Here is a 20,385-nt window from a genome sequence, read left to right on the forward strand (position 1 = left end):
GTTCTATTATATTACCTTCCCTTCTATTCGTCAACTGCTTTTTTAGAAAAACTTTTTTTCGGACTTGCTGTTATGTTCATCGGCTATTATAATATGTCTTAATTTTCTAACAATAGGGGTGATGGGGTTTTGCATTCTTTGATTTCTTCTGATGATGTATGGGTATTATGGGGATTTATTGCGGTGTGGGCGGCAGTGAGCATCGGGCTGGAGCAACGGTTTAAGTGGGCTTCCGCTGTGTCTGGCGCTATTATCGCGCTGGCTGGTGCAATGGTGTTTACAAATATAGGAGTGCTTCCTGTTGAATCACCTGTATACGACACCGTATGGTCATATGTAGTGCCGCTGGCGATCCCCCTTTTGCTGTTTCAGATCAATGTGCGGCAGATTTTTAAGGAAAGCAGGCGTTTGCTGTTTATTTTCCTTATAAGCTCCTTAGGGACAGTGGTTGGCAGCATCATCGCTTTTTTTCTATTAAAACAGTATATTCCCTATCTAGATAAGATCGGCGGGATGATCAGTGCCTCCTATATTGGCGGCGGAATTAATTTTGCGGCGATGGCTGCGAAATTTGAGACACCGGGCGAATACGTGTCGGCAACGGTTGTGGCAGATAACTTCATGATGGCGCTGTTGTTTTTTATTTTAATCAGTATTCCCGCACTCAAATGGTTTCGCCGGCATTATGCGATGCCGTTTGAAGATCAGGCAAAAGCGGAAGGAAACAGTGGTAACAGCGCGGAAAGCTATTGGAAGCGGAAGGACATTTCATTAAAGGATATTGCCTTTAACGCTGGAGCTGCTTTTGCCCTTGTTGCGGTAAGCGGTAAGATTTCCGGCTATTTCAAAATTACGTTTTCTCATCCCCTTTTGACCGGGACGCTTGGCGATCAGTACCTTGTGCTTACGTCTTTAACCGTTCTTATCATCTTTCTGTTCCCTCGTTTTTTTGAAAGGCTCAATGGATCTCAGGAGCTTGGCACCTACTTGATTTATTTGTTTTTTGTGGTGATTGGAATTCCTGCAGACCTCCGGTTAATCATCACAAATGCGCCTCTTATTCTCTTATTTGTCTTTATCATCGCCATCAGCAATTTAGCGGTTTCCTTAGCTGTCGGTAAATTGTTCCGCGTGCGCCTTGAGGAAATTCTGCTTGCCGTAAACGCCACAGTCGGCGGCCCTACGACAGCAGCTGCGATGGCGATTGCCAAAGGGTGGCGGGAGCTTGTTGCACCGATTATGCTGGTCGGCACACTCGGCTACTTGATCGGCAATTATGTTGGCACCTTTATGGGAAATTGGTTTTCTTCCTTATTATAAAAAGGATTTTCACACTTTCCTCAGAATACTATGTAAGAGAAATTGCTGACGAGAGAACGGAGAGATCACTGTATGTTAAAGGGACATACCATTTATATAAGACTTTTAGAAACAGAAGATGCTGAAGAGAATCTTCGGCTGCAAAGCGAAAACCGGGCATTTTTTGAACAGTTCTCCATGATTCGCGCAGACGATTACTATACGGTTGAAGGACAGAGAAAAAGGATCGAACAATATCAGCAAAGGCTGGACAATGATCAAGAGTATCACTTCGGCATCTTCACAAATAAAGACCATACATTAATCGGGACGGTTTCCCTTTTCCAAATCATCCGCGGAGCGCTGCAATGCGCGTTTATTGGATACTTTTTAGATAAAGCCCATAACGGAAAGGGCCTTATGACAGAGGCGGTCAGACTGATTGTTGACTATGCGTTTTACGATCTGAAGCTGCATCGTATTGAAGCCGGTGTCATGCCTCGCAATCTGGGGTCCATGCGCGTATTAGAAAAAGCGGGATTTCATAAAGAGGGCATTGCCCGAAAAAACGTGAAAATCAACGGGAAATGGGAGGATCATCAAGTACTGGCGATTCTGAATCCTGATGATGAATAATAAAAAAGAAGCCGGGATATCGCCCGGCTTCTTTTTTAACGCGCAGCTACAGGCGCAATTTCTTTCAGCGCTTGTTCGAAATCGTGTTCTAAATCATCTGCATGTTCGACTCCCACACTAAGACGGAGCAGGCCGTCTGTGATGCCGCGTTTTTCACGTTCTTCCTTAGGCATTGCCGCGTGAGACATCGTTGCCGGATAAGACAAAATCGATTCCACGGCGCCAAGGCTCACAGCAAAGACCGGAAGTGATACATTCTCTACTAATTTCTTAACGGCCTCCTTGCTTTCTAGCTCAAAGGAAAGCACGGCTCCCGCTCCCATCGACTGACTTTTATGGGTTTCGGCTCCCGGATGATCAGACAGCCCCGGATAATACACGCGTTTCACCGCCGGATGCTTCTGGAAAAATTCCGCAAGCCGCTGCGCTGTTTGGCTCGCTTTTTCTAAACGGACCTGCAACGTTTTTAAGCCGCGCAGCACGAGCCAGCAATCTTGCACGCCAAGGACGGCGCCGAACGAGTTTTGCAGCTTATACAGCTGCTTCCCAAGCTCTTCATCCTTGACAGCAGCCAGTCCTGACAGCACATCGCTGTGTCCGCTCAGGAATTTTGTTGCGCTGTGAAGCACAATATCCACGCCGAGATCAAGCGGGCGCTGCAGTGCCGGTGTCATGAATGTGTTATCCAGAAAGGTCAGACAGCTGTTTTCTTTTGCAAGCTGGACAACCGCTTTAATATCAGTAATTCCAAGTGTCGGATTTGACGGTGTCTCCATATAAATGACCTTTGTGTTTGGCTGGATATTCCGCGCCACTTCGTTGATATCCGTCATATCAACAAACGTGTGCTCAATGCCAAAACGGGTCAAAACCTCTGTCACCATGCGGAAGGTTCCGCCGTATACATCTTCTGTCACAAGAACGTGATCGCCCTGTGAGAGAAGTAAAAATGCTGTTGAGATCGCAGCCATGCCTGAACTGAAAGCAAAACCTCTCGTTCCGCCTTCCAGTGCGGCAATTGTTTCTTCGAGAGCCGTTCTTGTCGGCGTGCCTGAGCGGCTGTAATCATATGCGCCAAATTCTTCAAATGAAGATTGATGGAAGGTCGATGCGTGCTGGATCGGTACACTGACCGCCCCGGTTGCACCGTCTGTTTTAAATGGATTGTGCACGAGCTGGGTTTCCAGCGTCCAATTGTGATTACTCAAATGAAACAGCTCCCTCTTTGACCTGACATAACGCCTGTTTTAGGTCCTCTTTTAAATCTTCCGCATGTTCAATTCCGACTGAAAAACGCAGAAGACGGTTACAGACCCCGTTTGCGATACGGATTTCTTCAGGAATATCCATGTGCGTCTGTGTGGCAGGGTATGTAATAAAGCTCTCCACCCCGCCGAGGCTTTCAGCAAAGCAAATCGTTTTCAGTGCTCTTAGAAATGGATTCACCCACTCTTCTTTTTGCAGACGGAAGGACAGCATGCCTCCTTTTCCCGGGTAAAGCACATCCTTGATTTCTTCTTGCTCATCTAAAAAGGCCGCAAGCTCTTGCGCGTTCGCCTGATGCTGGCGCATTCTGAGACTGAGCGTCTTCATTCCTCTCATCAAAAGCCATGAGTCAAACGGAGGCAGGACCGCGCCGATGGCGTTTTGATGCTGAAACATTTCTTCTCCAAGCTGTTCATCCTTTACAACAACAAGGCCTGCGAGCAAATCATTATGGCCGCCTAAATATTTGGTTGCGCTGTGAATGACAATGTCAGCTCCGAGCTCAAGCGGACGCTGCAAAACCGGTGTATAAAATGTGTTATCAACAATCACCAGAAGACCGTGCTCTTTTGAGATCCGGGCGATCTTTTCAATGTCCGCCTCCTGCATCAGCGGATTTGTCGGTGTTTCCACAAACACCGCTTTTGTATTTGGTGTAATCTTGGAGCGTAAACAGTCCTCATCGCTGAAATCATCATAATAAAAGGTCAAGCCGTATTTTTTCCATTCATTTTCAAACAGACGGTACGTGCCGCCATACAAATCCGATGAAACGATCAGTTCATCCCCGCTTTTAAACAGCGCCATAATCGTTTGAATCGCTGCCATTCCCGAACTGAAGGCAAGCCCTCTCGCTCCATTTTCTAAACTGGCAATCGCGTCCTCAACAAGCTGGCGTGTCGGGTTTTTTGTCCGAACATAATCAAATCCGGTCGATTCGCCGATCCCTCTGTGGCGGTATGCTGTTGATAAATAAATAGGAGGACTCACTGTTCCCGTTACATCGTCGCTTCGGTTTCCGATTTGGGCTAATTTCGTTTCAACGTGCTGTGACATATAGCTGACACCTTCCCTTTTCATAATAAAAAACCCCTTCTTCATAAGAAGAAGGGGTTTAACGCTTCTTCTTATCTTCCAAGCATAGTACGCTTGCTGGATTTAGCACCTTGGCGCTTTGCACGTATGCAAAACAAGCCGGTTGCTGAGGTTTCTAAGGGCCAGTCCCTCCACCTCTCACGATAAGAAATATCGATTTCAATTTTCTGATTGTTTTATATTAGCGCAATTTGCAGTTTATTTCAATACTTTTTTCTTCGGGCACCGAACTGTTTAAAGAGAGAAATTTCTAATAATTCATGGTACAATAATTTCAAACGCAAGAAAGTCTAGTGATGTCCTGGAGGAATGTATTATGGCACCGAAAAACGGCACAGTTCAAGAAATGAAGCTCTTTTCAAAAGAGCTTAACGAGGAAATGACAGTACTCGTTTATCTGCCGTCAAACTACTCCCCTCTTTATAAATATCATCTTATTATCGCGCAGGACGGCCACGATTATTTCAGGCTGGGGAGAATCGGCAGACAAGTGGAGGAATTGCTGTCCAAAAGAGAAATAGACCGATGCATTATTATCGGTGTTCCTTACAAGGATGTAAAAGAACGCAGAAAAACCTATCATCCGGAAGGTTCTAAGTTTTCGGCATATAAACGATTTATTGCCCACGAGCTAGTTCCTTTTGCGGACCATGAATTTCCGACGTACCAAGTCGGCTACGGGCGGACACTGATCGGTGATTCTCTCGGAGCGACAGTTTCTCTTATGACAGCGCTTGATTATCCGAATATGTTTGGTAACATCATCATGCAGTCTCCCTATGTAGATCAACATGTATTAGAAGCCGTGAAACAGTCAGACGACATCAAACACCTCTCTCTTTATCACCAAATCGGAACAAAAGAAACAGACGTCCATACGACAGACGGCAATATTTTGGACTTCACAGAACCGAATCAGGAGCTGAAAAAGCTCTTGGAGGAGAAGCTTTCCGATTATTATTTTGAGCCGTTTGACGGAGACCACAAGTGGACATACTGGCAGCCGCTCATTACGCCGGCTCTCAAAAAAATGCTCTAACATACTTTATTTTCAGGAGGGACATACTATGAAATACGGAATTGTTTTATTTCCATCAAAAAAACTGCAAGATCTCGCGAACTCTTACAGAAAGCGCTATGATCCGAGCTATTCCCTGATCCCGCCTCATTTGACGCTGAGATCTTCATTTGAATTTACGGAAGAGGAAGCCGGTGAATTGGTATCACAATTGAGAGAAATCGCTAAAGAATCTCATCCGATTGTTCTCAAAATGACCAAATACAGTTCTTTTGCGCCTGTCAATAATGTCATTTACATTAAAGCAGAACCGACGGAAGAATTAAAAACACTGAATGAAAAACTTTACACCGGTGTATTAGCCGGTAATCAGGAATACAATTTTGTTCCGCATGTGACGGTCGGCCAAAACCTTTCCGACGATGAGCATTCGGATGTATTAGGGCAGTTAAAAATGCAGGAAGTATCTCATGAAGAAATTGTTGACCGTTTTCATCTGCTGTATCAATTGGAAAACGGTTCGTGGACGGTATATGAAACGTTCCTGTTAGGCGGAGGAGAATAAACGATTGGAAGCAGTTATCGCAAAAAATGAAAATCAAATGAAAGATGCATTTTATGTAAGAAAAGAAGTCTTTGTCAAAGAACAGAACGTACCAGTTGAAGAAGAAATTGACGAACTTGAAAATGAGTCAGAGCATATCGTCGTGTATGACGGTGAAAATCCTGTCGGCGCCGGAAGATGGCGCATGAAGGACGGCTACGGCAAGTTAGAGCGAATTTGTGTATTGAAAAGCCACCGCGCAGCCGGTGTCGGCGGCATCATTATGAAAGCGCTGGAAAAAGCGGCAGCAGACGGCGGTGCTTCAGGTTTTATGTTAAATGCACAAACACAAGCGGTGCCATTTTACAAAAAACATGGATATCGGGTGCTGTCTGAAGAGGAATTTCTCGATGCCGGCATTCCCCATTTGCAAATGATTAAGGATTAAACACCATCCGGGTCTTCTGAGATCCGGATTTTTTCGCATATAAAAAACCGCTCTCTCATGTGAACGGTTTTTTATACATATCGATTAATAGATGTGCCTATCCCTTTTTCTCGCAATCTTTTATAAAGAGAGCGCTTACGTTTCGCCTCGTTTACTTTCCTTTCAGCAGCCGTTAGATTCTCCTGCTGCTTTTCAAGTTCCTTGTATACCCGCTGAAACGGGACATAGCTGATCTTCTCTGTTCCGGCATAATCCTGTTTATGGCCTATTGTGCGATTGGCATATTGAGCGTATTGCTGGTTCTGAATCTGACCTGCATATATCATACGATACCCACCCTTCTGCTGTTCTTTTCCCTTAAACTTACTTTTTGAAACACGTTTCTTTTGATATGATAGTCTTTGTCTGTAATGAACACCTTTTTATTGGGAGGACCCCTTTTTGAAATGCGCCCGACTGAATGATCGAACAATACATTTACATACATATTCGAGAGAACATTATCAATTCCTCTATGAAGAAGGAATAAAAGGGAATTTATTTTGTTCTCATTGCGGAAAGCCTGTTTTGTTAAGGCTCAACATCGCTGAACCGCCTGCATTTATTCATCGGCAGCCTGGTGATTTCCCGGCGTGTGAGGAAGCCTGCGAACCGAAACCGGCGAAAGAAGAGAGAAAAGAAGACTTTCAGGAATCCGGCGTCTTTCGTTTGCCTAAAGGAAAAGCAATATCAGCTGATCCGGCACCCGGTGTCACGGATTGGCAGACTCCAAGACATATTAAACCCGGTACACCTTTTATAAAAAGACCGGAAACACCTGATATGAGCCTTTTTCCGACTGTCGGCTTAAACACAGATCAGCTGAAAGCTGTCACGGAAACGGAAGGCCCTTTATTGGTGCTTGCCGGTGCAGGAAGCGGAAAAACACGTGTGCTGACCGCGCGCGCTGCCCACATGATCGAACACTTAGACATACCGCCGGAACATATGCTGCTTGTCACCTTTACAACAAAAGCCGTCGCGGAAATGAAAGATCGCATGGCGAAGCAGTACGGATTACAGCCGTCAAAAGTCAGAAGACTTGTCACCGGAACATTCCACAGCTTGTTTTATAAAATCCTGTATCACTATGATTCTGCCAAATGGAATGGCGAGCATTTGCTGAAAATGGAGTGGCAAAAGGAACAATATATAAAAAAAGCACTCTATGAAGAAGGCGTAGATGAGAAAGAGTTCCCCGTCGATCAGGCATTGCAGCAAATCGGCTTCTGGAAAAACACTTATTTGCCGAATGAACGTATTCCTTTAAAGGATGAGTGGGAAAAACAAGTCTACCGCCTATACGAATATTATGAACGCCAGAAAAAAGAACACCGCCAATTTGATTTTGATGATATGGCGTCAGCCTGCTATGAACTGTTTATAGAACGGCCTGACCTTCTGGAGCAATATCAATCTAGGTTTACGTATATTTTAATCGATGAGTTTCAGGACATTAATCCGGTTCAATATAAAATCATGCAAATGCTGGCGAGTCCGGAACAAAACCTGTGCTGTGTCGGTGACGATGATCAGTCAATCTATGCGTTTCGCGGCAGCAGCCCTTCTTTTATTCTGGATTTTCAAAAGGATTATCCCGGTGCCAAAACAATCTATTTAACAGCGAACTACCGTTCAACACATCCTATCGTTTCCAGTGCTGATATTGTCGTGAAAAAGAACAAAAACAGGTATGCCAAGATGCTGGAAGCCGCTCGTGACGACGCACAGGTCCCTGTGCTGTTTTATCCTTATGACGAAGAAGAAGAAGCGACAATGGTGGTTTCCGATATGAAAGAAAAAATTCAAAACGGCGCAAAACCTGAAGATTTTGCGGTTCTCTACCGCACAAACAGCGCCGGCCGCGCCATTTATGAAAGGCTTCATCAATCATCCATTCCGTATACCGCAGATCGCGGCGTCCAGTCCTTTTACAGCAGAAGGATCGTCCGCCAGATACTCGCATACTTGTACGCAAGCCAAAACGAGGATGATACTGAAGCGATTAAGCACTTGCTGCCTGCCTTATTTCTAAAACAGTCTGCTTTAAACACGCTGAAGGCGCTCTCGATTACCGAGGACTGCTCCATGATCAAAGCGCTGGCCAAATTGCCGGATCTGAAGCCGTTCCAGCTGGATAAAATCAAAAAAATCGTGCCCTTTTTCGCAAGCATCCGCACCATGAAGCCGGTGGAAGCCATTACCTTTGCCGAAGGAAAAATGGGCTTCTCCGAATACTTAAAAAAACGGGGCAACGAAGGAAATAAGCTGGAAAAAGGCTCTGATGACCTGCGTGACGTTAAGGTTGTCGCCAAAAAATTCAAAACCATCCCTGACTTTCTCGCCCATGTCGATCACATGCGGGCTGCTGAAAAAAACAAAACGGATGAAAACGGCGTGCAGCTGATGACCATTCACCGTTCAAAGGGTCTCGAATTCAAAACCGTCTATGTATTAGGCACGGTAGACGGCTCCATCCCGCATGATTTCTCACTAGAAACAGCGAGAAAGGGAGACGAAGCTCCGCTTGAGGAGGAAAGACGCCTTCTGTATGTTGCAATGACACGGGCCAAACAGCATTTATATTTGTCTTGTCCCGCAAACAGGCGCGGCAAAACCGCCCACCGTTCAAGGTTTTTGTATCCTCTTTTGCAGCAAACGAAACAGCCTTTGCCCAAATAAACAGCCCGGCAGTGATCCTGCCGGGTTTTTCACTGTAAAAAAGGCCCGCTGCCCAGGCCATCCGCTTATTTATTATCCAACATTTTAGAAATCGTTCCAAAATCAAGCTTTTCTTTTCCGCTTGTAATGGACTGGACAATCTTATCTTCCATTTCTTTCGGCACGCGTCTGTTTGCCAGCTGCGCCACGCGTTTAATGACACTGCGGACTGTGTTTTCATCTTTAAAATTGGCGTTTTGAAGTGATCCTGCAAGATTCATGACATCCTGCATGTTCACGCCTGTTTTCTTTTCAATGTTCTTAAAAAATTGATTATCCATGATACGCCTCCTTTTGGCGGAGTAATACAGTATTGTATGAACGCTTTACGCATAATGTGATGATTTGCAATCAAAAATAAGTTACTGATTTAAAAAGCAGCAAAGGGTACACAATGTAAGGAAGAAGCACGGAAATCATCCGTACTTCCTCCTTCATTCATTTCTTAGTAGTTAAAAAAAGATGCACCTACGATGATGAGAAGAATGAACAGTACGACCACAAGAACGAATGTTGAACCGTAACCGCCTGAATATCCTCCAGCATAACCGCCGCCGTAGCAGCCGCCTCCGTAACCAAATCCCATAACTAAGCACCTCCTTTACTCTCTATACACTATGTGAGACATCATGATCGGCTTGGATATCCGCATAGGGCGTTTGCGGATTTATGATGGATCATGCTGAGCCTGCCGTTTTTTCAGTAAGTCTTCCGTCTTTTCAGCCAATTCTTCAATTTCTTGTTCAAACGACAGGCCGGCTTCATCAAATAAAGCCAGTTCCTTTTCAATATGTTTGATTGTCTTGTCATGTTTGTTTTGCTTTTGATCGTGCGGTCCATACCTGCCCTCTATGAATTTTTCAAACTCGTTCATGAGATCCCCCCTCTCATGACATATGCTGAGCGAATCAGCATTGTTAAAAAAACAAAAAACCGGACATCTCCGGTCTCTTGTCAGTGTCAGGCTATTGAGGTTTTTTCTTTTTACTGCCGCACCCGCAGCCTTTCTTTTTGATCTTTTTTGTTTGATACGATGAATCTGTATATGGAGTTTTTTGGGAAGGTTTGTTAAATTGATTCACTTTGATCCCTTCCTTTCCTTATGTCATATATGCTACTTTATGCGGATACTGACGGAAAGTTGCTGGTGGGAATGCCTCATTCCTGCAGCCATTTTGATACAAGGGTTTCAATAATACCGGCCAGCCCTGCGATCGCCAGCAGTAAAACCAGCCACTGGGCCGCCTCTGGAATAAAGGCCTGGCATAAAATCAAAAAGCCGGCGCACCACACGCCTGTGCACCAATAGCAGCTCAGCAATTCACCGATAAACGCCCTCACACCCGTTCCCTTTATGACAATATACGTTTCAATGTTCCCGTCCGCATCCTTTTCCTCCTTCTCTTCATGAAACAGACTGCGAAGCGGCGCCATAATCGTGTCAAACACGAAAAGACGCGCGAGCCGGAAGACCGCAAGCGAAAGAAGGAAAAGAGACAGCCAATTGATAACCACTGGTTCACTCCTTTCATCATCCCCTTCACATATATGCAGAAACCCTAGCTTTCATGAATTTGTATCTTGTCCTGTTGAAAATTGGTTATTTTTCTTATTCCGCTCTGCACTTGTTCTGCATTATATACAGTATGGATAAGAAAGGAGTGAAGGTTATGTCATTTGAAGAAAAAGTTGAATCCCTGCATCCTGAAATATTTGAGCAATTATCTAGCGAATTCGAGCAGCAGATCGAAGTCATTGATTGCGAAAATATCACAATAGATACGTCACATATAACAGCTGCCCTTTCTATACAAGCCTTGGTCACAACAATGATTATCCTGGCAACACAGCTCGTCATCGCCGACGAGGATTTAGCTGACGCAGTAGCAAGCGAAATACTCATTCTCGATAATTCCCAAATCAAAAAAAGAACCATCATTAAAATTATCAATAGCCGAAATATCAAAATTACTTTATCTGCCGACGAAATAATAACCTTTGTACAAATTTTGCTTCAGGTGCTTAACAGCATTCTCCTTGAAATCGACGTCCTTTAAGCCTTTCTTTTCACAAACTTAAAAGCCGAGGTGAAAACAAATGTCAGATAACGATAAAATCAAAGAAGAGCTTGAAAAGCTTCCGGAAGCTGATCCAATGACGAAAATGCTGGTTCAAAATATCTTTCTTAAACACGGTGTCACGAAAGACAAAATGAAAAAAGTATCAGATGAAGAAAAAGAAATGCTCTTGAATCTGGTAAAAGACTTGCAGGCTAAATCAGCTGCATTAGTTGAAAATCAAAAGAAGAAAAAAGAAGAAGCCGCCGCGCAAGAGAAAAAGAACGAAAAACCGCTAAGCCGCAGAGAGCAATTAATTGAACAGCTCAGACAAAGACGGCAAAACAATAACAATTCAAACCAATCATAAAAAATAGGGTTTTTCATCAAGATATATGCCTCAGTCAAAGTATGAGGCTCGCTCATTTAATAACAGTAAAAGAAAAGGAGGAATAGATATGGAAAGCAGACCATACTCTTGGGTTGCACTTGATCCTGACTGTGACCATCCGTTAGACGAAAAAGAAAAAGATAAAAAAGAAGAAAGAAAATGTCATTGCGATGTTTGCTGTAATGATAATGGGTTTTTTGGCAACGACAACGCCTTTATTGACCAAAATCTGGCTCAGGCAAATCTCAATAAACAAGTCTCCGATGAAACAATTATTATCAGAGACTCTTGTGATATCAACGTTTCATCTACAGACGTTCAAGCCGTAACATCAGTTGTAACGGCGGTTAATGCAGCTGTCCTAACAGTAGCTCTCACATCCATTGCAGACGGAGTAATTGCCGAATTAGTCGCACAAGATTTATTGCAGCTTTCAGCTAACAAACAAGTAAACCGCCAAAAACTTCTCATCGAATGCTCCCGGGGCGTAAATATCACAACAGTAGATGCTGATATAGCAACATTGGTTTCCACAGCTACTAACACACTTGTGGCACTCTTAGCCATCACACTCGTCCTCTAACTCTAAAAGCAGAGCTAAAAACGCTCTGCTTTTTCTTATTTTCCCAGCATATGATGATTATATAGACGTTCACCCACACCAAGTGAGGCACGAGTACATATGTTGTTAAGGACTAAAGTCAAATACCCTATAAGAAGGAGCTGAAATCAATGAGCTGCGGAAAAACCCATGGCCGGCATGAGAACTGTGTATGCGATGCAGTGGAAAAGATTTTAGCAGAGCAGGAGGCAGTTGAAGAACAGTGTCCGACTGGCTGCTATACCAACCTTTTAAACCCGACGATTGCTGGAAAAGACACAATTCCGTTTCTCGTTTTTGATAAAAAAGGCGGATTGTTCTCCACATTCGGAAACGTGGGGGGATTTGTGGATGATATGCAATGCTTTGAGTCCATTTTCTTCCGCGTTGAAAAATTATGCGATTGCTGTGCAACACTCTCTATTTTACGCCCGGTCGATGTCAAAGGCGATACCTTAAGTGTTTGCCACCCTTGTGACCCAGATTTCTTCGGGCTCGAAAAAACAGATTTTTGCATCGAAGTGGATCTCGGATGCTTCTGTGCGATTCAATGCCTGTCACCAGAATTAGTTGACAGAACTTCGCCTCATAAGGATAAAAAGCATCATCACAATGGATAAACACTTGTAAAGAGGAATCCCCTTCCAAGCTCTATTACAAGTGCAAATCATTCAGCTGCTTCGAAAGTGAGGCAGCTGACTCTCCATCATTTCGCCAGTCTCAAAATTACAAGGCAGGAGGGATAATATATGAGCCAGAAAACATCAAGCTGCGTGCGTGAAGCGGTAGAACAAATTGAAGATCTGCAAAATGCGGTTGAAGAGGATTGCCCGGCCGGCTGCCACTCTAAGCTTTTGTCTGTAAGCCATTCATTAGGCGATACAGTGCCTTTTGCAATATTTACATCAAAATCAAAGCCTTTAGTCGCCTTCGGTAATGTCGGCGAGCTGGATAACGGACCTTGCTTTAATACAGTATTTTTTAGAGTGGAAAAAGTTCATGGCAGCTGCGCAACGCTATCCTTATTAATCGCTTTTGACGAACATAAACACATTTTGGACTTCACCGATAAAGACACGATTTGTGAAGTGTTCCGACTTGAAAAAACGCACTACTGCATTGAAGTGGATTTAGACTGCTTCTGCGCGATCAATTGCTTAAATCCCCGTTTAATCAATCGTACACATCATCATTCATGATAAGGCGGAAAAGCTTGCAGATTTGCAGGCTTTTCTCTATGTAAAAAAGCTGCCGGAACGATCTGCCGGGCAGCTTTTTGCTTTCATTAAAAACCTAACGGGTGCAAAGATGTGATATCATCGATCGCCAGCTCAGTCGGAGCGCCGTTTCCGGTCGTCCGAAGCAGAACAGAATCATTTCTTCTTCCGACAATCACGCCTCTGTACGTTTTCCCATTGGCTTCAATCAGACAAAGCGCTCTCGGCATGTTATGCGGCAGTTTTGTTAAAAAGTCGATTTTTTCATGGATGGACATCTTGCTCATCGGTTTTTTCACTTTTCTGGCCGGCGGTGTCTTTTCTTCAGCTTTAGCTGCATTATGAACGGCCTCCGGTTCCTTTTCAGGCTTACGGGCTTCAGGTGCAGGCTCTTCCTTTTTTTCCGCTTCCTGAGGATGCTGTTTGGCGGTGTCTTCAATTGCCTGCGGCTCTTCTAACGGTTCCTGCTGCTTTTTCTGGTTCTCCGACTCTCTCGCCTCTTGTTTTTGCTGACTCACTTGTTCCTCTGCCTGTTTTTTCTCTGTTTGCTGAGCATCTTTTGCCTGAATGTCTTCCCGCTCTTTTTCCTCTGTTTCAATGGCACCTTTTACCTGAATGTCTTCCCGCTCTTTTTCATGATAAACCGGCTGTTCCTCTGCTTTTGTCGGAGCCGATTTGGCTTTTCTTTTAATGACGATCTCCTGCATGGACGAGCGTGTTTCCATATAATCCGGCTGAACAATATACATGAGCGGTTTTTTATCCGCGTTTCTTTTCTTATTAGACATCTTCATCCCTCCGATTCTGTCATATTCTATCTATATGACAGAATGCTGAAAATCAGAAGAAATAAAAAAGCAATCCCTATATGGGACTGCTTGATGGTGAATCTGCTTAGCGGGCAGTGATATGGAAACCTGAATCAACATGAAGATTTTCACCTGTGATGCCTCGGGACATATCGCTAAATAAAAATGCTGCTGTATCTCCCACCTCTTCAGGTGTAGTCGTGCGGCGTAGCGGCGCACGCTCTTCGATGTCTTTTAAGATGGAGTTGAAGTCACTGATGCCTTTAGCAGACAATGTTCTGATCGGACCGGCAGAAATGCTGTTAACGCGGATATTTTCTTTTCCTAAGTCAGCAGCTAAGTACTTCACACTTGCGTCAAGAGAAGCTTTCGCTACACCCATCACGTTGTAGTTCGGCATAACGAGCTCTCCGCCAAGATAAGTCAGCGTTACGATGCTTCCGCCTTCAGTCATCATCGGACGCGCCGCTTTTGTGACAGCGGTCAGTGAGTATGAGCTGATGTTGTGAGCTAGAAGGAAGCCCTCACGATTTGTGTTTAAGTATTCGCCGACAAGCTCTTCTTTGTTGGCAAACGCGATACAATGGGCGATACCGTGGATCACACCGACCTGCTCCTTTATGCTTGCGAAACAAGTTTCGATTTCCGCGTCGTTTGTCACGTCGCAAGGAAGGATAATGGAATCGTTTCGCTCTAAAGTTCCAGCGAGTTCATGAACAGATTTCTCCAGGCGTTCACCTGCATATGTGAAAATCAATCGTGCGCCCGCTTCATGTAAAGAGCGCGCAATCCCCCAAGCGATACTGCGTTTGTTGGCTACTCCCATAACAACAATGTTGCGGCCTTCAAGTGAAAAATTCATATGTATAAAGCCTCCTATATTTGTTAAAGACATAGTATTAGTACCTGATCTTAATACCTATCATATCATAACCTTGTCCAGATGAAAAGCGCATACCAAAGTCAAACATGAAAGAGACCACCATAAGCAGGTGGTCTCATCGGTTTATTTTTAAGCTGTTTCGCATAAAAGCGAAATGATTTGTCGGCCCGTGGCCCGATCCGATGCCGAGCGTATTTTCCACAGCTTCGCGGACAAAGTTGGCAGCAATCTCGAATGCCTGATGGATGCTGTCTCCTTTAGCGGTTTGGGCTGTTAAAGCCGCAGCAAAGGTGCAGCCTGTGCCATGCGTATGCTTCGTATCGATATAAGGATGGCTGATTTGCATAAACATGTTTCCATCAAAAAGAAGGTCAGTAATGTGATGGTCCTCAGGCTGGTGCCCGCCTTTGATAATCACATGCTGCGCACCCATCTTCACCAGCTGTTCCGCAGCTTTCTTCCGGTCATCAAGCGAACGGATCGCCATACCCGTCAGCGCTTCTGCTTCCGGCACATTCGGCGTGATCGCATAGCTTCTTGGAATCAGCAGCTCCTTCAGCGTAACGATTGATTCATCGCGCAGCAAGGACGCCCCTCCCTTTGCGATCATAACCGGATCAACGATCACCCGGCTTAATTCGTATTGATCAATTTTCCTTGCCACTTCTTCAATCATTTCTGCATTCCAAAGCATTCCTGTTTTTACCGCGTCCGGTCTCAAATCCTCCGCCACAGCGTCAATTTGCTCTCTCAATGCCTCTGCAGTCAGCGGATACACGCCGTGGACGCCAAGTGTATTTTGAGCAGTTACCGCCGTAATGGCAGACATTCCGAATACACCAAGCTCCTGAAAGGTTTTAATATCTGCCTGTATCCCCGCGCCGCCGCCTGAGTCAGAGCCGGCGATCGTCAAAGCTTTATATATACTCATCAAACTACACTCCTTTTATTACCCGATCCATTTATGATAGATGGATTTTGCCCTGACAATATCATTTGTTCCATGGATCAATGCTCTGCCGTCCCTAAACAGCACCATTTTCATGTCATCCGAGCGGCAGGATATTAAATACGGATTCGCTGCTACTTCTAGCCCCGCCTGCCTCAGCTGTCCCGCCATCACGTCAAGATCTGCTTCTTTTGTGAAAGAGGATCTGATTTGCACCGTGTTTCTGCCGCACAATACTGCTGCTTTCGTTTGGTTTTCGTATGATAAAAACGGAAAATCCTTTGTCCCGCAGCTTGGACACGAGTCATTTTTAAGTCCCGCTGCTCTTACCTCTGACCGCTCATTTTTCCACAGATCAAAGGAGCGCAGCACGGGCTCGCCTTCCTCTCCCGTCAGCAGTTTCAGGGCGTCTGTCACCTGAAGGACAGCAACCTGCAGAACAGCCGGGCTGATAATGCCGGCTGTGTCGCATGTCGCACCGCCAATCGGAAGAGTATCGAGTAAACAATGAAGGCAGGGTGTTACTCCCGGCAATACAGTAAACGCGAGACCGTAGCTCCCCACACAAGCGCCGTAAAGAAACGGAATGCCTTCTTTCACCGCAGCATCGTTAACAATGAGCCGGGTTTCAAAATTATCGGCGGCATCTACAATGATTGATGCGCCGCGAATCAGCTCCGATACGTTTTCTGCTGTGACATCCATGACAAGTCCGGTCACATCCACATCACTGTTAATGGAACGAAGACGCTGCTCAGCAGCTGCTGCTTTCGGCAGTTCCTTTTTGACATCATTTTCTGTGTAAAGCTGCTGGCGCTGCAGATTGCTCCATTCGACGTAATCTCTATCGGCGATTTTCACCGATCCGACTCCCGCTCTCACCAGCATCTCTGCGCTGGCTGTTCCCAGTGCGCCGGCGCCGATGATCACAACGCGCGCCTCTCTCAGTTTCTTCTGGCCTTCGCGGCCGATTGGAGCAAATAGCTCCTGTCTGGAATACCTGTCCGTCATACAGGAAGACCTTCTCCCGGACTGCTTGCCGTCCCATATGACTTGGCTGGAATGCGGCCTGCTTCATAAGATAGACGTCCTGCTTCTACTGCGAGCTTCATGGCGTGTGCCATTTTCACCGGATCGTTCGCGCCTGATACGGCTGTATTCAGCAGTACGCCGTCCGCTCCAAGCTCCATTGCATATGCCGCATCTTTTGGCGATCCGATTCCGGCATCCACGATGACCGGCACTTTCGCCTGTTCAATGATAAATGACAGATTCAGAGGATTTAAAATCCCCTGTCCCGATCCAATCGGAGAAGCCCCCGGCATAATGGCATGAACACCAAGGTCTTCAAGCTTTCTCGCCAGCACCACATCATCCGAGGTGTACGGCAGTACAATGAATCCTTCTTCAAGAAGCTGTTCAGACGCTTTTAACGTTTCCACAGGATCGGGCAGCAAGGAACGGCTGCACCCGATGACTTCGACTTTAATCATGTCACAAAGCCCGGATGCTTTCGCAAGCCGTGCAATTCGAACTGCTTCTTCCGCCGTGCTGGCGCCTGCTGTATTTGGCAGAAGCGTATATTTGGATAAATCAAGCTGCTCCAGAAAATTAGGCTGAGACGCTTCAAAGATATTCATTCTCCGCACAGCAAAAGTTAAAATATCAGACTCTGAAACAGCCACCGCTTCCTTTTGAATGTCAAACGATGGATATTTTCCCGTGCCCAGCAGCAACCTTGATTGAAACTGTTTCCCGCCAATTGTTAACATTCTCATCCGCCTCCTACAAAATGGACAATTTCGATGACATCACGATCAGAAAGCTCTACCTCGTGATATTGTTCTTTGCCGATAATTTCTTTATTTCTTTCAACGATCACGATTTTATTTTCAAGCTGATAAGACGCAAGCAGATCCTGAATCGTACCTGTGTCTCTATCCCACTCAACTTGTTTACCGTTCAGCTGAAGCATCATATCTGAACCGCCTCCTTGCGATCAATTCGAAAGGCGTGTAGCCAGTCTGCCTTGACCTCTTTATTCATCATGAGATCACCGATGAAAGCACCCGTTGCAGGAGCAAGCAGAATCCCGTTTCTGAAATGGCCCGCCGCAAATAAAATGCGGCTGTCCTCAGGGTGTCTGCCAATGTATGGTTTTCCGTCCTTTGTCCCTGGACGCAGTCCCGCCCAAAAACGATCAACCTTCATATTCTGAATCGCCGGCAGCATCGTTTTCGCTTTTTCCATAACCGACTGAAGTCCGCCAAGATCCGGCTTATCGCTCCAATCACCAGGCTTCATCGTCGCGCCGACAACCAGTCTGCCGCTTTTTCTCGGTACGATATAGCAATGATCATGATAAAGTGTTTTTGTCAGCGGAATATCATCATTCCAAACAGACAAGCACTCTCCTTTTACAGGAAAAAATGACTGGTTCAACCCGAGCTGTTTAAAAAACATCCCGCTCCAGACCCCGCTGGCAACCACGACATGGTCTGCATGCACGTCACCGGACGCTGTTTTGACCAAAATGGATTCACCGCCACGTGTCACATCGAGAACAGGAGTATGCTCAAAAATTTCCGTACCAAGCGCTTTAGCCGATTTAGCGTATGCCTTGCATACAAAATAAGGATCAACATGAACATCGTCCTGAATAAAGCTCGCCCCGTAAATCTCACCGGCCGTATACGGCTCTTTTTCCAGCACTTCTTCTTTTGTATGCCAGCTGACAGAATCCAAATCGTCCATACGTCTCAGGCGTGACACGTCTTCTTCTGAGAATGCAAGCTTAAACATACCGCCATCATGCCTTCTGATATCAATGCCGGATAAGGCAAACAGCTCCTCTCCAAGACCCTGATACAAACGCTGACTGTGCATGGCGAAATCAAAAAACGCATCCCGCTCCTCGCACTCAGCATGGGCGCCAAGCATCCCTGCCGCGGCGCTTGTTGTTCTGCCGCCGATTGTTCCGCTTTCAAGCAATGCGGTGTTTTTCTTTTCTTTTGCCAACTGATAAGCTATCGCGGAACCAATGATTCCGCCTCCAATGACAACTGCATCATAATGCCTTTTCATACTGAATCTCCTTTAGCTTGCGGGAATATCGTCTGGCAGCTTCCAAAGGATCATCGGAAGAAAAAATTCCAGACATGACAGCGATACCGTCTGAACCTGCTTGTTTCACTTCTCTTAATCTGGCAGGTGTCATTCCGCCAATTGCAATAACCGGAATCGAGATCCTCTGTTTGATTTCTGAAAGCAAAGACACGCCTCTGCCCTCAAGTCCTTGTTTGCAATCCGTTTCAAACACATGGCCGAACAAAACATAATCAGCGTCTTCCTTTTCTGCCTGAAGCGCTTCCTCCAGTGAATGCACCGATCGCCCAATGTGCAGGTGAGGAAATCTGGCTCTTACTTGTTTCGGCGAAAAGCTGCTGCTCGGCAGCTGAACGCGGTGAATATTTGAAAAAAGCGCAATATCAACCCGGCCATTCATCACCAGCTTTTGCTTATCAACACCGCCTTCAGAAATAAGCTCCAGCAGTTTCAAAATGTCAGCCGCCGATTTAGACCGTTCACGAATATGGATGAAATCAACCTCATCCTGAATAGCTATAATTGATCTCACTAGATTTTCAACCGGCTTGCGGTCATCAGTTATGGCGTGCAGCTCCAAGCCCTTCCACCTCTTTTACGCCGCTGTCTGACCAGCCTTCTTTTCGATAAGCCATTCCCCAGAACTGATATTCATAATAGCTCGAAATAACGAAATTCTCTTTCATCTTGGCGCGCACTTCCTCCGTGCTGTTTTCCGCCAGCTCATCCAGGCGGTTAATTTGTTCTTCCACCTGCTGTCTGAACCAGTCACCGCCGTATGTGCTAATCCACTTCTGGTAAATCGGATGCCCCGGATCACATGTCAGCAATTTCTCACCAACCTCATAATAAAGCCAATAGCACGGGAGAAGAGCTGCCAAGATTTCTGCAAAGTTCCCGCTCAAAACCGAACGGTACATATGGGATGTATAGGAGTAAGCGGTAGGAGCTGGCTTAAATGACTTCCGTTCTTCCTCACTGATTTCCAAAAGCTCCGTAAACTCGCGATGAAGCGCCATCTCCGCTTCATATGTACCTTGAGCATGGCTGGCCATACGTCCCGTTGTATAAAGGTCCTTCGCATAAGCGGCTCCGAACGATTGCACCTTTGCAAAATGAGTTAAATAGTAAGAATCCTGAAGCACGTAATATTTAAAGCGGTCGATCGGAAGCGTTCCGTCACCGATCCCCTGAACGAACGGATGGACAAAGCTGCCTTCCCACCATTCCGCGGCTGCACTGCGGCATTCTTCTGAAAACTTCACACGTCATTCCCCCTGTCTGAAAAATAAAAAAACCACTTTCCC

The 20,385-nt window shown here is 45.5% G+C and carries 27 protein-coding genes and 1 riboswitch; of the genes, 11 read left to right on the plus strand and 16 right to left on the minus strand.

Annotation, left to right across the window (positions count from 1 at the left end; translation table 11 throughout):
- The first annotated feature begins 129 nt into the window (after nucleotides 1–129).
- Both LNN34_RS10130 and LNN34_RS10135 read left to right on the plus strand, forming a co-directional pair.
- Nucleotides 130–1,320: a DUF819 family protein gene (locus tag LNN34_RS10130; protein ID WP_229043270.1), complete on the plus strand. Its 1,191-nt coding sequence runs from the start codon at nucleotides 130–132 to the stop codon at nucleotides 1,318–1,320.
- A 72-nt stretch (nucleotides 1,321–1,392) separates the two neighbouring features.
- Nucleotides 1,393–1,935 carry a GNAT family N-acetyltransferase gene (locus LNN34_RS10135; RefSeq protein ID WP_199398444.1) on the plus strand — a complete coding sequence of 181 codons (543 nt, stop codon included), beginning with the start codon at nucleotides 1,393–1,395 and terminating at the stop codon, nucleotides 1,933–1,935.
- A 35-nt stretch (nucleotides 1,936–1,970) separates the two neighbouring features.
- Here LNN34_RS10135 and metC read toward each other — a convergent pair whose 3' ends face one another.
- The gene (metC, locus tag LNN34_RS10140) at nucleotides 1,971–3,143 is read right to left on the minus strand and encodes a cystathionine beta-lyase (RefSeq protein ID WP_059293016.1); all 1,173 of its coding nucleotides are present in this window, start codon (nucleotides 3,141–3,143) and stop codon (nucleotides 1,971–1,973) included.
- Entirely contained in the window at nucleotides 3,136–4,257 is a 1,122-nt protein-coding gene (gene metI, locus LNN34_RS10145; protein WP_193660633.1) for a cystathionine gamma-synthase/O-acetylhomoserine thiolyase, read from the minus strand. The genes metC and metI overlap by 8 nt, the downstream gene beginning before the upstream one ends.
- Before the next feature lie 68 nt (nucleotides 4,258–4,325).
- Nucleotides 4,326–4,446: riboswitch (SAM riboswitch) on the minus strand.
- Nucleotides 4,447–4,612: 166 nt separating this feature from the next.
- Between metI and LNN34_RS10150 the strand changes: the two genes are divergently transcribed.
- Genes LNN34_RS10150 through LNN34_RS10160 form a run of 3 tightly spaced genes read left to right on the plus strand, consistent with a single transcriptional unit; the run spans nucleotide 4,613 to nucleotide 6,306 of the window.
- Nucleotides 4,613–5,335, plus strand: coding sequence for an esterase family protein (locus LNN34_RS10150; protein ID WP_059293017.1), 723 nt, complete (start codon nucleotides 4,613–4,615; stop codon nucleotides 5,333–5,335).
- 28 nt (nucleotides 5,336–5,363) lie between these two features.
- A complete protein-coding gene (locus tag LNN34_RS10155; protein WP_010333788.1) occupies nucleotides 5,364–5,879 on the plus strand; it encodes a YjcG family protein in 516 nt (171 codons plus the stop codon).
- Nucleotides 5,880–5,883: 4 nt separating this feature from the next.
- The gene (locus LNN34_RS10160) at nucleotides 5,884–6,306 is read left to right on the plus strand and encodes a GNAT family N-acetyltransferase (protein ID WP_059293018.1); all 423 of its coding nucleotides are present in this window, start codon (nucleotides 5,884–5,886) and stop codon (nucleotides 6,304–6,306) included.
- Nucleotides 6,307–6,377: 71 nt separating this feature from the next.
- On the opposite strand, the gene LNN34_RS10165 is transcribed toward LNN34_RS10160, so the two are convergent.
- A complete protein-coding gene (locus LNN34_RS10165) occupies nucleotides 6,378–6,632 on the minus strand; it encodes a hypothetical protein (protein WP_024120952.1) in 255 nt (84 codons plus the stop codon).
- 115 nt (nucleotides 6,633–6,747) lie between these two features.
- Here LNN34_RS10165 and LNN34_RS10170 point away from each other — a divergent pair, with 115 nt between their 5' ends.
- Entirely contained in the window at nucleotides 6,748–9,027 is a 2,280-nt protein-coding gene (locus tag LNN34_RS10170; RefSeq protein WP_059293019.1) for an ATP-dependent helicase, read from the plus strand.
- Nucleotides 9,028–9,092: 65 nt separating this feature from the next.
- Here LNN34_RS10170 and LNN34_RS10175 read toward each other — a convergent pair whose 3' ends face one another.
- The 4 genes from LNN34_RS10175 to LNN34_RS10190 all read right to left on the minus strand — a co-directional run bounded on the left by LNN34_RS10175 (nucleotide 9,093) and on the right by LNN34_RS10190 (nucleotide 10,581).
- Nucleotides 9,093–9,347 carry a stage VI sporulation protein F gene (locus LNN34_RS10175; protein ID WP_010333784.1) on the minus strand — a complete coding sequence of 85 codons (255 nt, stop codon included), beginning with the start codon at nucleotides 9,345–9,347 and terminating at the stop codon, nucleotides 9,093–9,095.
- A gap of 164 nt (nucleotides 9,348–9,511) precedes the next feature.
- Nucleotides 9,512–9,652, minus strand: a complete 141-nt coding sequence (locus LNN34_RS10180) for a YjcZ family sporulation protein (RefSeq protein ID WP_010333783.1) — start codon at nucleotides 9,650–9,652, stop codon at nucleotides 9,512–9,514.
- 81 nt (nucleotides 9,653–9,733) lie between these two features.
- Nucleotides 9,734–9,940 (minus strand): hypothetical protein, encoded by a 207-nt coding sequence (locus LNN34_RS10185; RefSeq protein WP_059352740.1) that lies wholly within the window; start codon nucleotides 9,938–9,940, stop codon nucleotides 9,734–9,736.
- Nucleotides 9,941–10,224: 284 nt separating this feature from the next.
- A complete protein-coding gene (locus tag LNN34_RS10190) occupies nucleotides 10,225–10,581 on the minus strand; it encodes a DUF1360 domain-containing protein (RefSeq protein WP_010333781.1) in 357 nt (118 codons plus the stop codon).
- A gap of 155 nt (nucleotides 10,582–10,736) precedes the next feature.
- On the opposite strand from LNN34_RS10190, the gene cotV reads away from it, so the two are divergent.
- The 5 genes from cotV to cotZ all read left to right on the plus strand — a co-directional run bounded on the left by cotV (nucleotide 10,737) and on the right by cotZ (nucleotide 13,314).
- Nucleotides 10,737–11,123 carry a spore coat protein CotV gene (cotV, locus tag LNN34_RS10195; RefSeq protein WP_014476456.1) on the plus strand — a complete coding sequence of 129 codons (387 nt, stop codon included), beginning with the start codon at nucleotides 10,737–10,739 and terminating at the stop codon, nucleotides 11,121–11,123.
- Between the two features lie 40 nt (nucleotides 11,124–11,163).
- Nucleotides 11,164–11,493, plus strand: a complete 330-nt coding sequence (gene cotW / locus LNN34_RS10200) for a spore coat protein CotW (protein ID WP_014476455.1) — start codon at nucleotides 11,164–11,166, stop codon at nucleotides 11,491–11,493.
- A gap of 88 nt (nucleotides 11,494–11,581) precedes the next feature.
- Complete coding sequence (cotX, locus tag LNN34_RS10205) at nucleotides 11,582–12,097, plus strand: spore coat protein CotX (RefSeq protein WP_069486389.1); 516 nt, start codon at nucleotides 11,582–11,584, stop codon at nucleotides 12,095–12,097.
- Nucleotides 12,098–12,246: 149 nt separating this feature from the next.
- Nucleotides 12,247–12,735, plus strand: a complete 489-nt coding sequence (gene cotY / locus LNN34_RS10210) for a spore coat protein CotY (protein WP_003239243.1) — start codon at nucleotides 12,247–12,249, stop codon at nucleotides 12,733–12,735.
- Between the two features lie 129 nt (nucleotides 12,736–12,864).
- Nucleotides 12,865–13,314 (plus strand): spore coat protein CotZ, encoded by a 450-nt coding sequence (cotZ, locus tag LNN34_RS10215; RefSeq protein WP_024120943.1) that lies wholly within the window; start codon nucleotides 12,865–12,867, stop codon nucleotides 13,312–13,314.
- Between the two features lie 86 nt (nucleotides 13,315–13,400).
- Here the strand turns inward: cotZ and cotO are convergent, their stop codons facing one another.
- From cotO to tenA, 9 genes are all read right to left on the minus strand, one after another.
- Nucleotides 13,401–14,126 carry a spore coat protein CotO gene (gene cotO, locus LNN34_RS10220; protein WP_082687939.1) on the minus strand — a complete coding sequence of 242 codons (726 nt, stop codon included), beginning with the start codon at nucleotides 14,124–14,126 and terminating at the stop codon, nucleotides 13,401–13,403.
- A 100-nt stretch (nucleotides 14,127–14,226) separates the two neighbouring features.
- Nucleotides 14,227–15,003 carry an enoyl-ACP reductase FabI gene (fabI, locus tag LNN34_RS10225; protein WP_059336253.1) on the minus strand — a complete coding sequence of 259 codons (777 nt, stop codon included), beginning with the start codon at nucleotides 15,001–15,003 and terminating at the stop codon, nucleotides 14,227–14,229.
- Between the two features lie 136 nt (nucleotides 15,004–15,139).
- Nucleotides 15,140–15,955: a bifunctional hydroxymethylpyrimidine kinase/phosphomethylpyrimidine kinase gene (gene thiD / locus LNN34_RS10230; RefSeq protein ID WP_059336254.1), complete on the minus strand. Its 816-nt coding sequence runs from the start codon at nucleotides 15,953–15,955 to the stop codon at nucleotides 15,140–15,142.
- Nucleotides 15,956–15,973: 18 nt separating this feature from the next.
- Complete coding sequence (gene thiF / locus LNN34_RS10235) at nucleotides 15,974–16,984, minus strand: thiazole biosynthesis adenylyltransferase ThiF (protein WP_059336256.1); 1,011 nt, start codon at nucleotides 16,982–16,984, stop codon at nucleotides 15,974–15,976.
- Nucleotides 16,981–17,751, minus strand: a complete 771-nt coding sequence (gene thiG, locus LNN34_RS10240; protein ID WP_082687940.1) for a thiazole synthase — start codon at nucleotides 17,749–17,751, stop codon at nucleotides 16,981–16,983. Before thiG ends, thiF begins: the two co-directional genes overlap by 4 nt.
- On the minus strand, nucleotides 17,748–17,948 hold the full coding sequence (thiS, locus tag LNN34_RS10245) for a sulfur carrier protein ThiS (protein ID WP_081638285.1): 201 nt from the start codon (nucleotides 17,946–17,948) through the stop codon (nucleotides 17,748–17,750). The genes thiG and thiS overlap by 4 nt, the downstream gene beginning before the upstream one ends.
- Nucleotides 17,948–19,057 carry a glycine oxidase ThiO gene (gene thiO / locus LNN34_RS10250; protein WP_059336259.1) on the minus strand — a complete coding sequence of 370 codons (1,110 nt, stop codon included), beginning with the start codon at nucleotides 19,055–19,057 and terminating at the stop codon, nucleotides 17,948–17,950. The genes thiS and thiO overlap by 1 nt, the downstream gene beginning before the upstream one ends.
- Nucleotides 19,041–19,658, minus strand: coding sequence for a thiazole tautomerase TenI (gene tenI / locus LNN34_RS10255; protein ID WP_229043272.1), 618 nt, complete (start codon nucleotides 19,656–19,658; stop codon nucleotides 19,041–19,043). Before tenI ends, thiO begins: the two co-directional genes overlap by 17 nt.
- Nucleotides 19,636–20,343, minus strand: a complete 708-nt coding sequence (gene tenA, locus LNN34_RS10260) for a thiaminase II (RefSeq protein WP_202656897.1) — start codon at nucleotides 20,341–20,343, stop codon at nucleotides 19,636–19,638. Before tenA ends, tenI begins: the two co-directional genes overlap by 23 nt.
- Nucleotides 20,344–20,385 lie beyond the last annotated feature (42 nt).

It is taken from the genome of Bacillus sp. AF23 (genome assembly GCF_020861455.1).
Taxonomy (GTDB): domain Bacteria; phylum Bacillota; class Bacilli; order Bacillales; family Bacillaceae; genus Bacillus; species Bacillus halotolerans.

Excerpts from the sequence above, each read along its gene's own strand:
- LNN34_RS10135 (WP_199398444.1), top strand. The coding sequence starts at position 1,393 with ATGTTAAAGGGACATACCATTTATATAAGACTTTTAGAAACAGAAGAT.
- metI (WP_193660633.1), bottom strand. The coding sequence starts at position 4,257 with ATGTCACAGCACGTTGAAACGAAATTAGCCCAAATCGGAAACCGAAGC.
- LNN34_RS10150 (WP_059293017.1), top strand. The coding sequence starts at position 4,613 with ATGGCACCGAAAAACGGCACAGTTCAAGAAATGAAGCTCTTTTCAAAA.
- LNN34_RS10155 (WP_010333788.1), top strand. The coding sequence starts at position 5,364 with ATGAAATACGGAATTGTTTTATTTCCATCAAAAAAACTGCAAGATCTC.
- LNN34_RS10165 (WP_024120952.1), bottom strand. The coding sequence starts at position 6,632 with ATGATATATGCAGGTCAGATTCAGAACCAGCAATACGCTCAATATGCC.
- LNN34_RS10175 (WP_010333784.1), bottom strand. The coding sequence starts at position 9,347 with ATGGATAATCAATTTTTTAAGAACATTGAAAAGAAAACAGGCGTGAAC.
- LNN34_RS10180 (WP_010333783.1), bottom strand. The coding sequence starts at position 9,652 with ATGGGATTTGGTTACGGAGGCGGCTGCTACGGCGGCGGTTATGCTGGA.
- LNN34_RS10185 (WP_059352740.1), bottom strand. The coding sequence starts at position 9,940 with ATGAACGAGTTTGAAAAATTCATAGAGGGCAGGTATGGACCGCACGAT.
- cotV (WP_014476456.1), top strand. The coding sequence starts at position 10,737 with ATGTCATTTGAAGAAAAAGTTGAATCCCTGCATCCTGAAATATTTGAG.
- cotW (WP_014476455.1), top strand. The coding sequence starts at position 11,164 with ATGTCAGATAACGATAAAATCAAAGAAGAGCTTGAAAAGCTTCCGGAA.
- cotX (WP_069486389.1), top strand. The coding sequence starts at position 11,582 with ATGGAAAGCAGACCATACTCTTGGGTTGCACTTGATCCTGACTGTGAC.
- cotY (WP_003239243.1), top strand. The coding sequence starts at position 12,247 with ATGAGCTGCGGAAAAACCCATGGCCGGCATGAGAACTGTGTATGCGAT.
- cotZ (WP_024120943.1), top strand. The coding sequence starts at position 12,865 with ATGAGCCAGAAAACATCAAGCTGCGTGCGTGAAGCGGTAGAACAAATT.
- cotO (WP_082687939.1), bottom strand. The coding sequence starts at position 14,126 with ATGAAGATGTCTAATAAGAAAAGAAACGCGGATAAAAAACCGCTCATG.
- fabI (WP_059336253.1), bottom strand. The coding sequence starts at position 15,003 with ATGAATTTTTCACTTGAAGGCCGCAACATTGTTGTTATGGGAGTAGCC.
- thiD (WP_059336254.1), bottom strand. The coding sequence starts at position 15,955 with ATGAGTATATATAAAGCTTTGACGATCGCCGGCTCTGACTCAGGCGGC.
- thiF (WP_059336256.1), bottom strand. The coding sequence starts at position 16,984 with ATGACGGACAGGTATTCCAGACAGGAGCTATTTGCTCCAATCGGCCGC.
- thiG (WP_082687940.1), bottom strand. The coding sequence starts at position 17,751 with ATGAGAATGTTAACAATTGGCGGGAAACAGTTTCAATCAAGGTTGCTG.
- thiS (WP_081638285.1), bottom strand. The coding sequence starts at position 17,948 with ATGCTTCAGCTGAACGGTAAACAAGTTGAGTGGGATAGAGACACAGGT.
- thiO (WP_059336259.1), bottom strand. The coding sequence starts at position 19,057 with ATGAAAAGGCATTATGATGCAGTTGTCATTGGAGGCGGAATCATTGGT.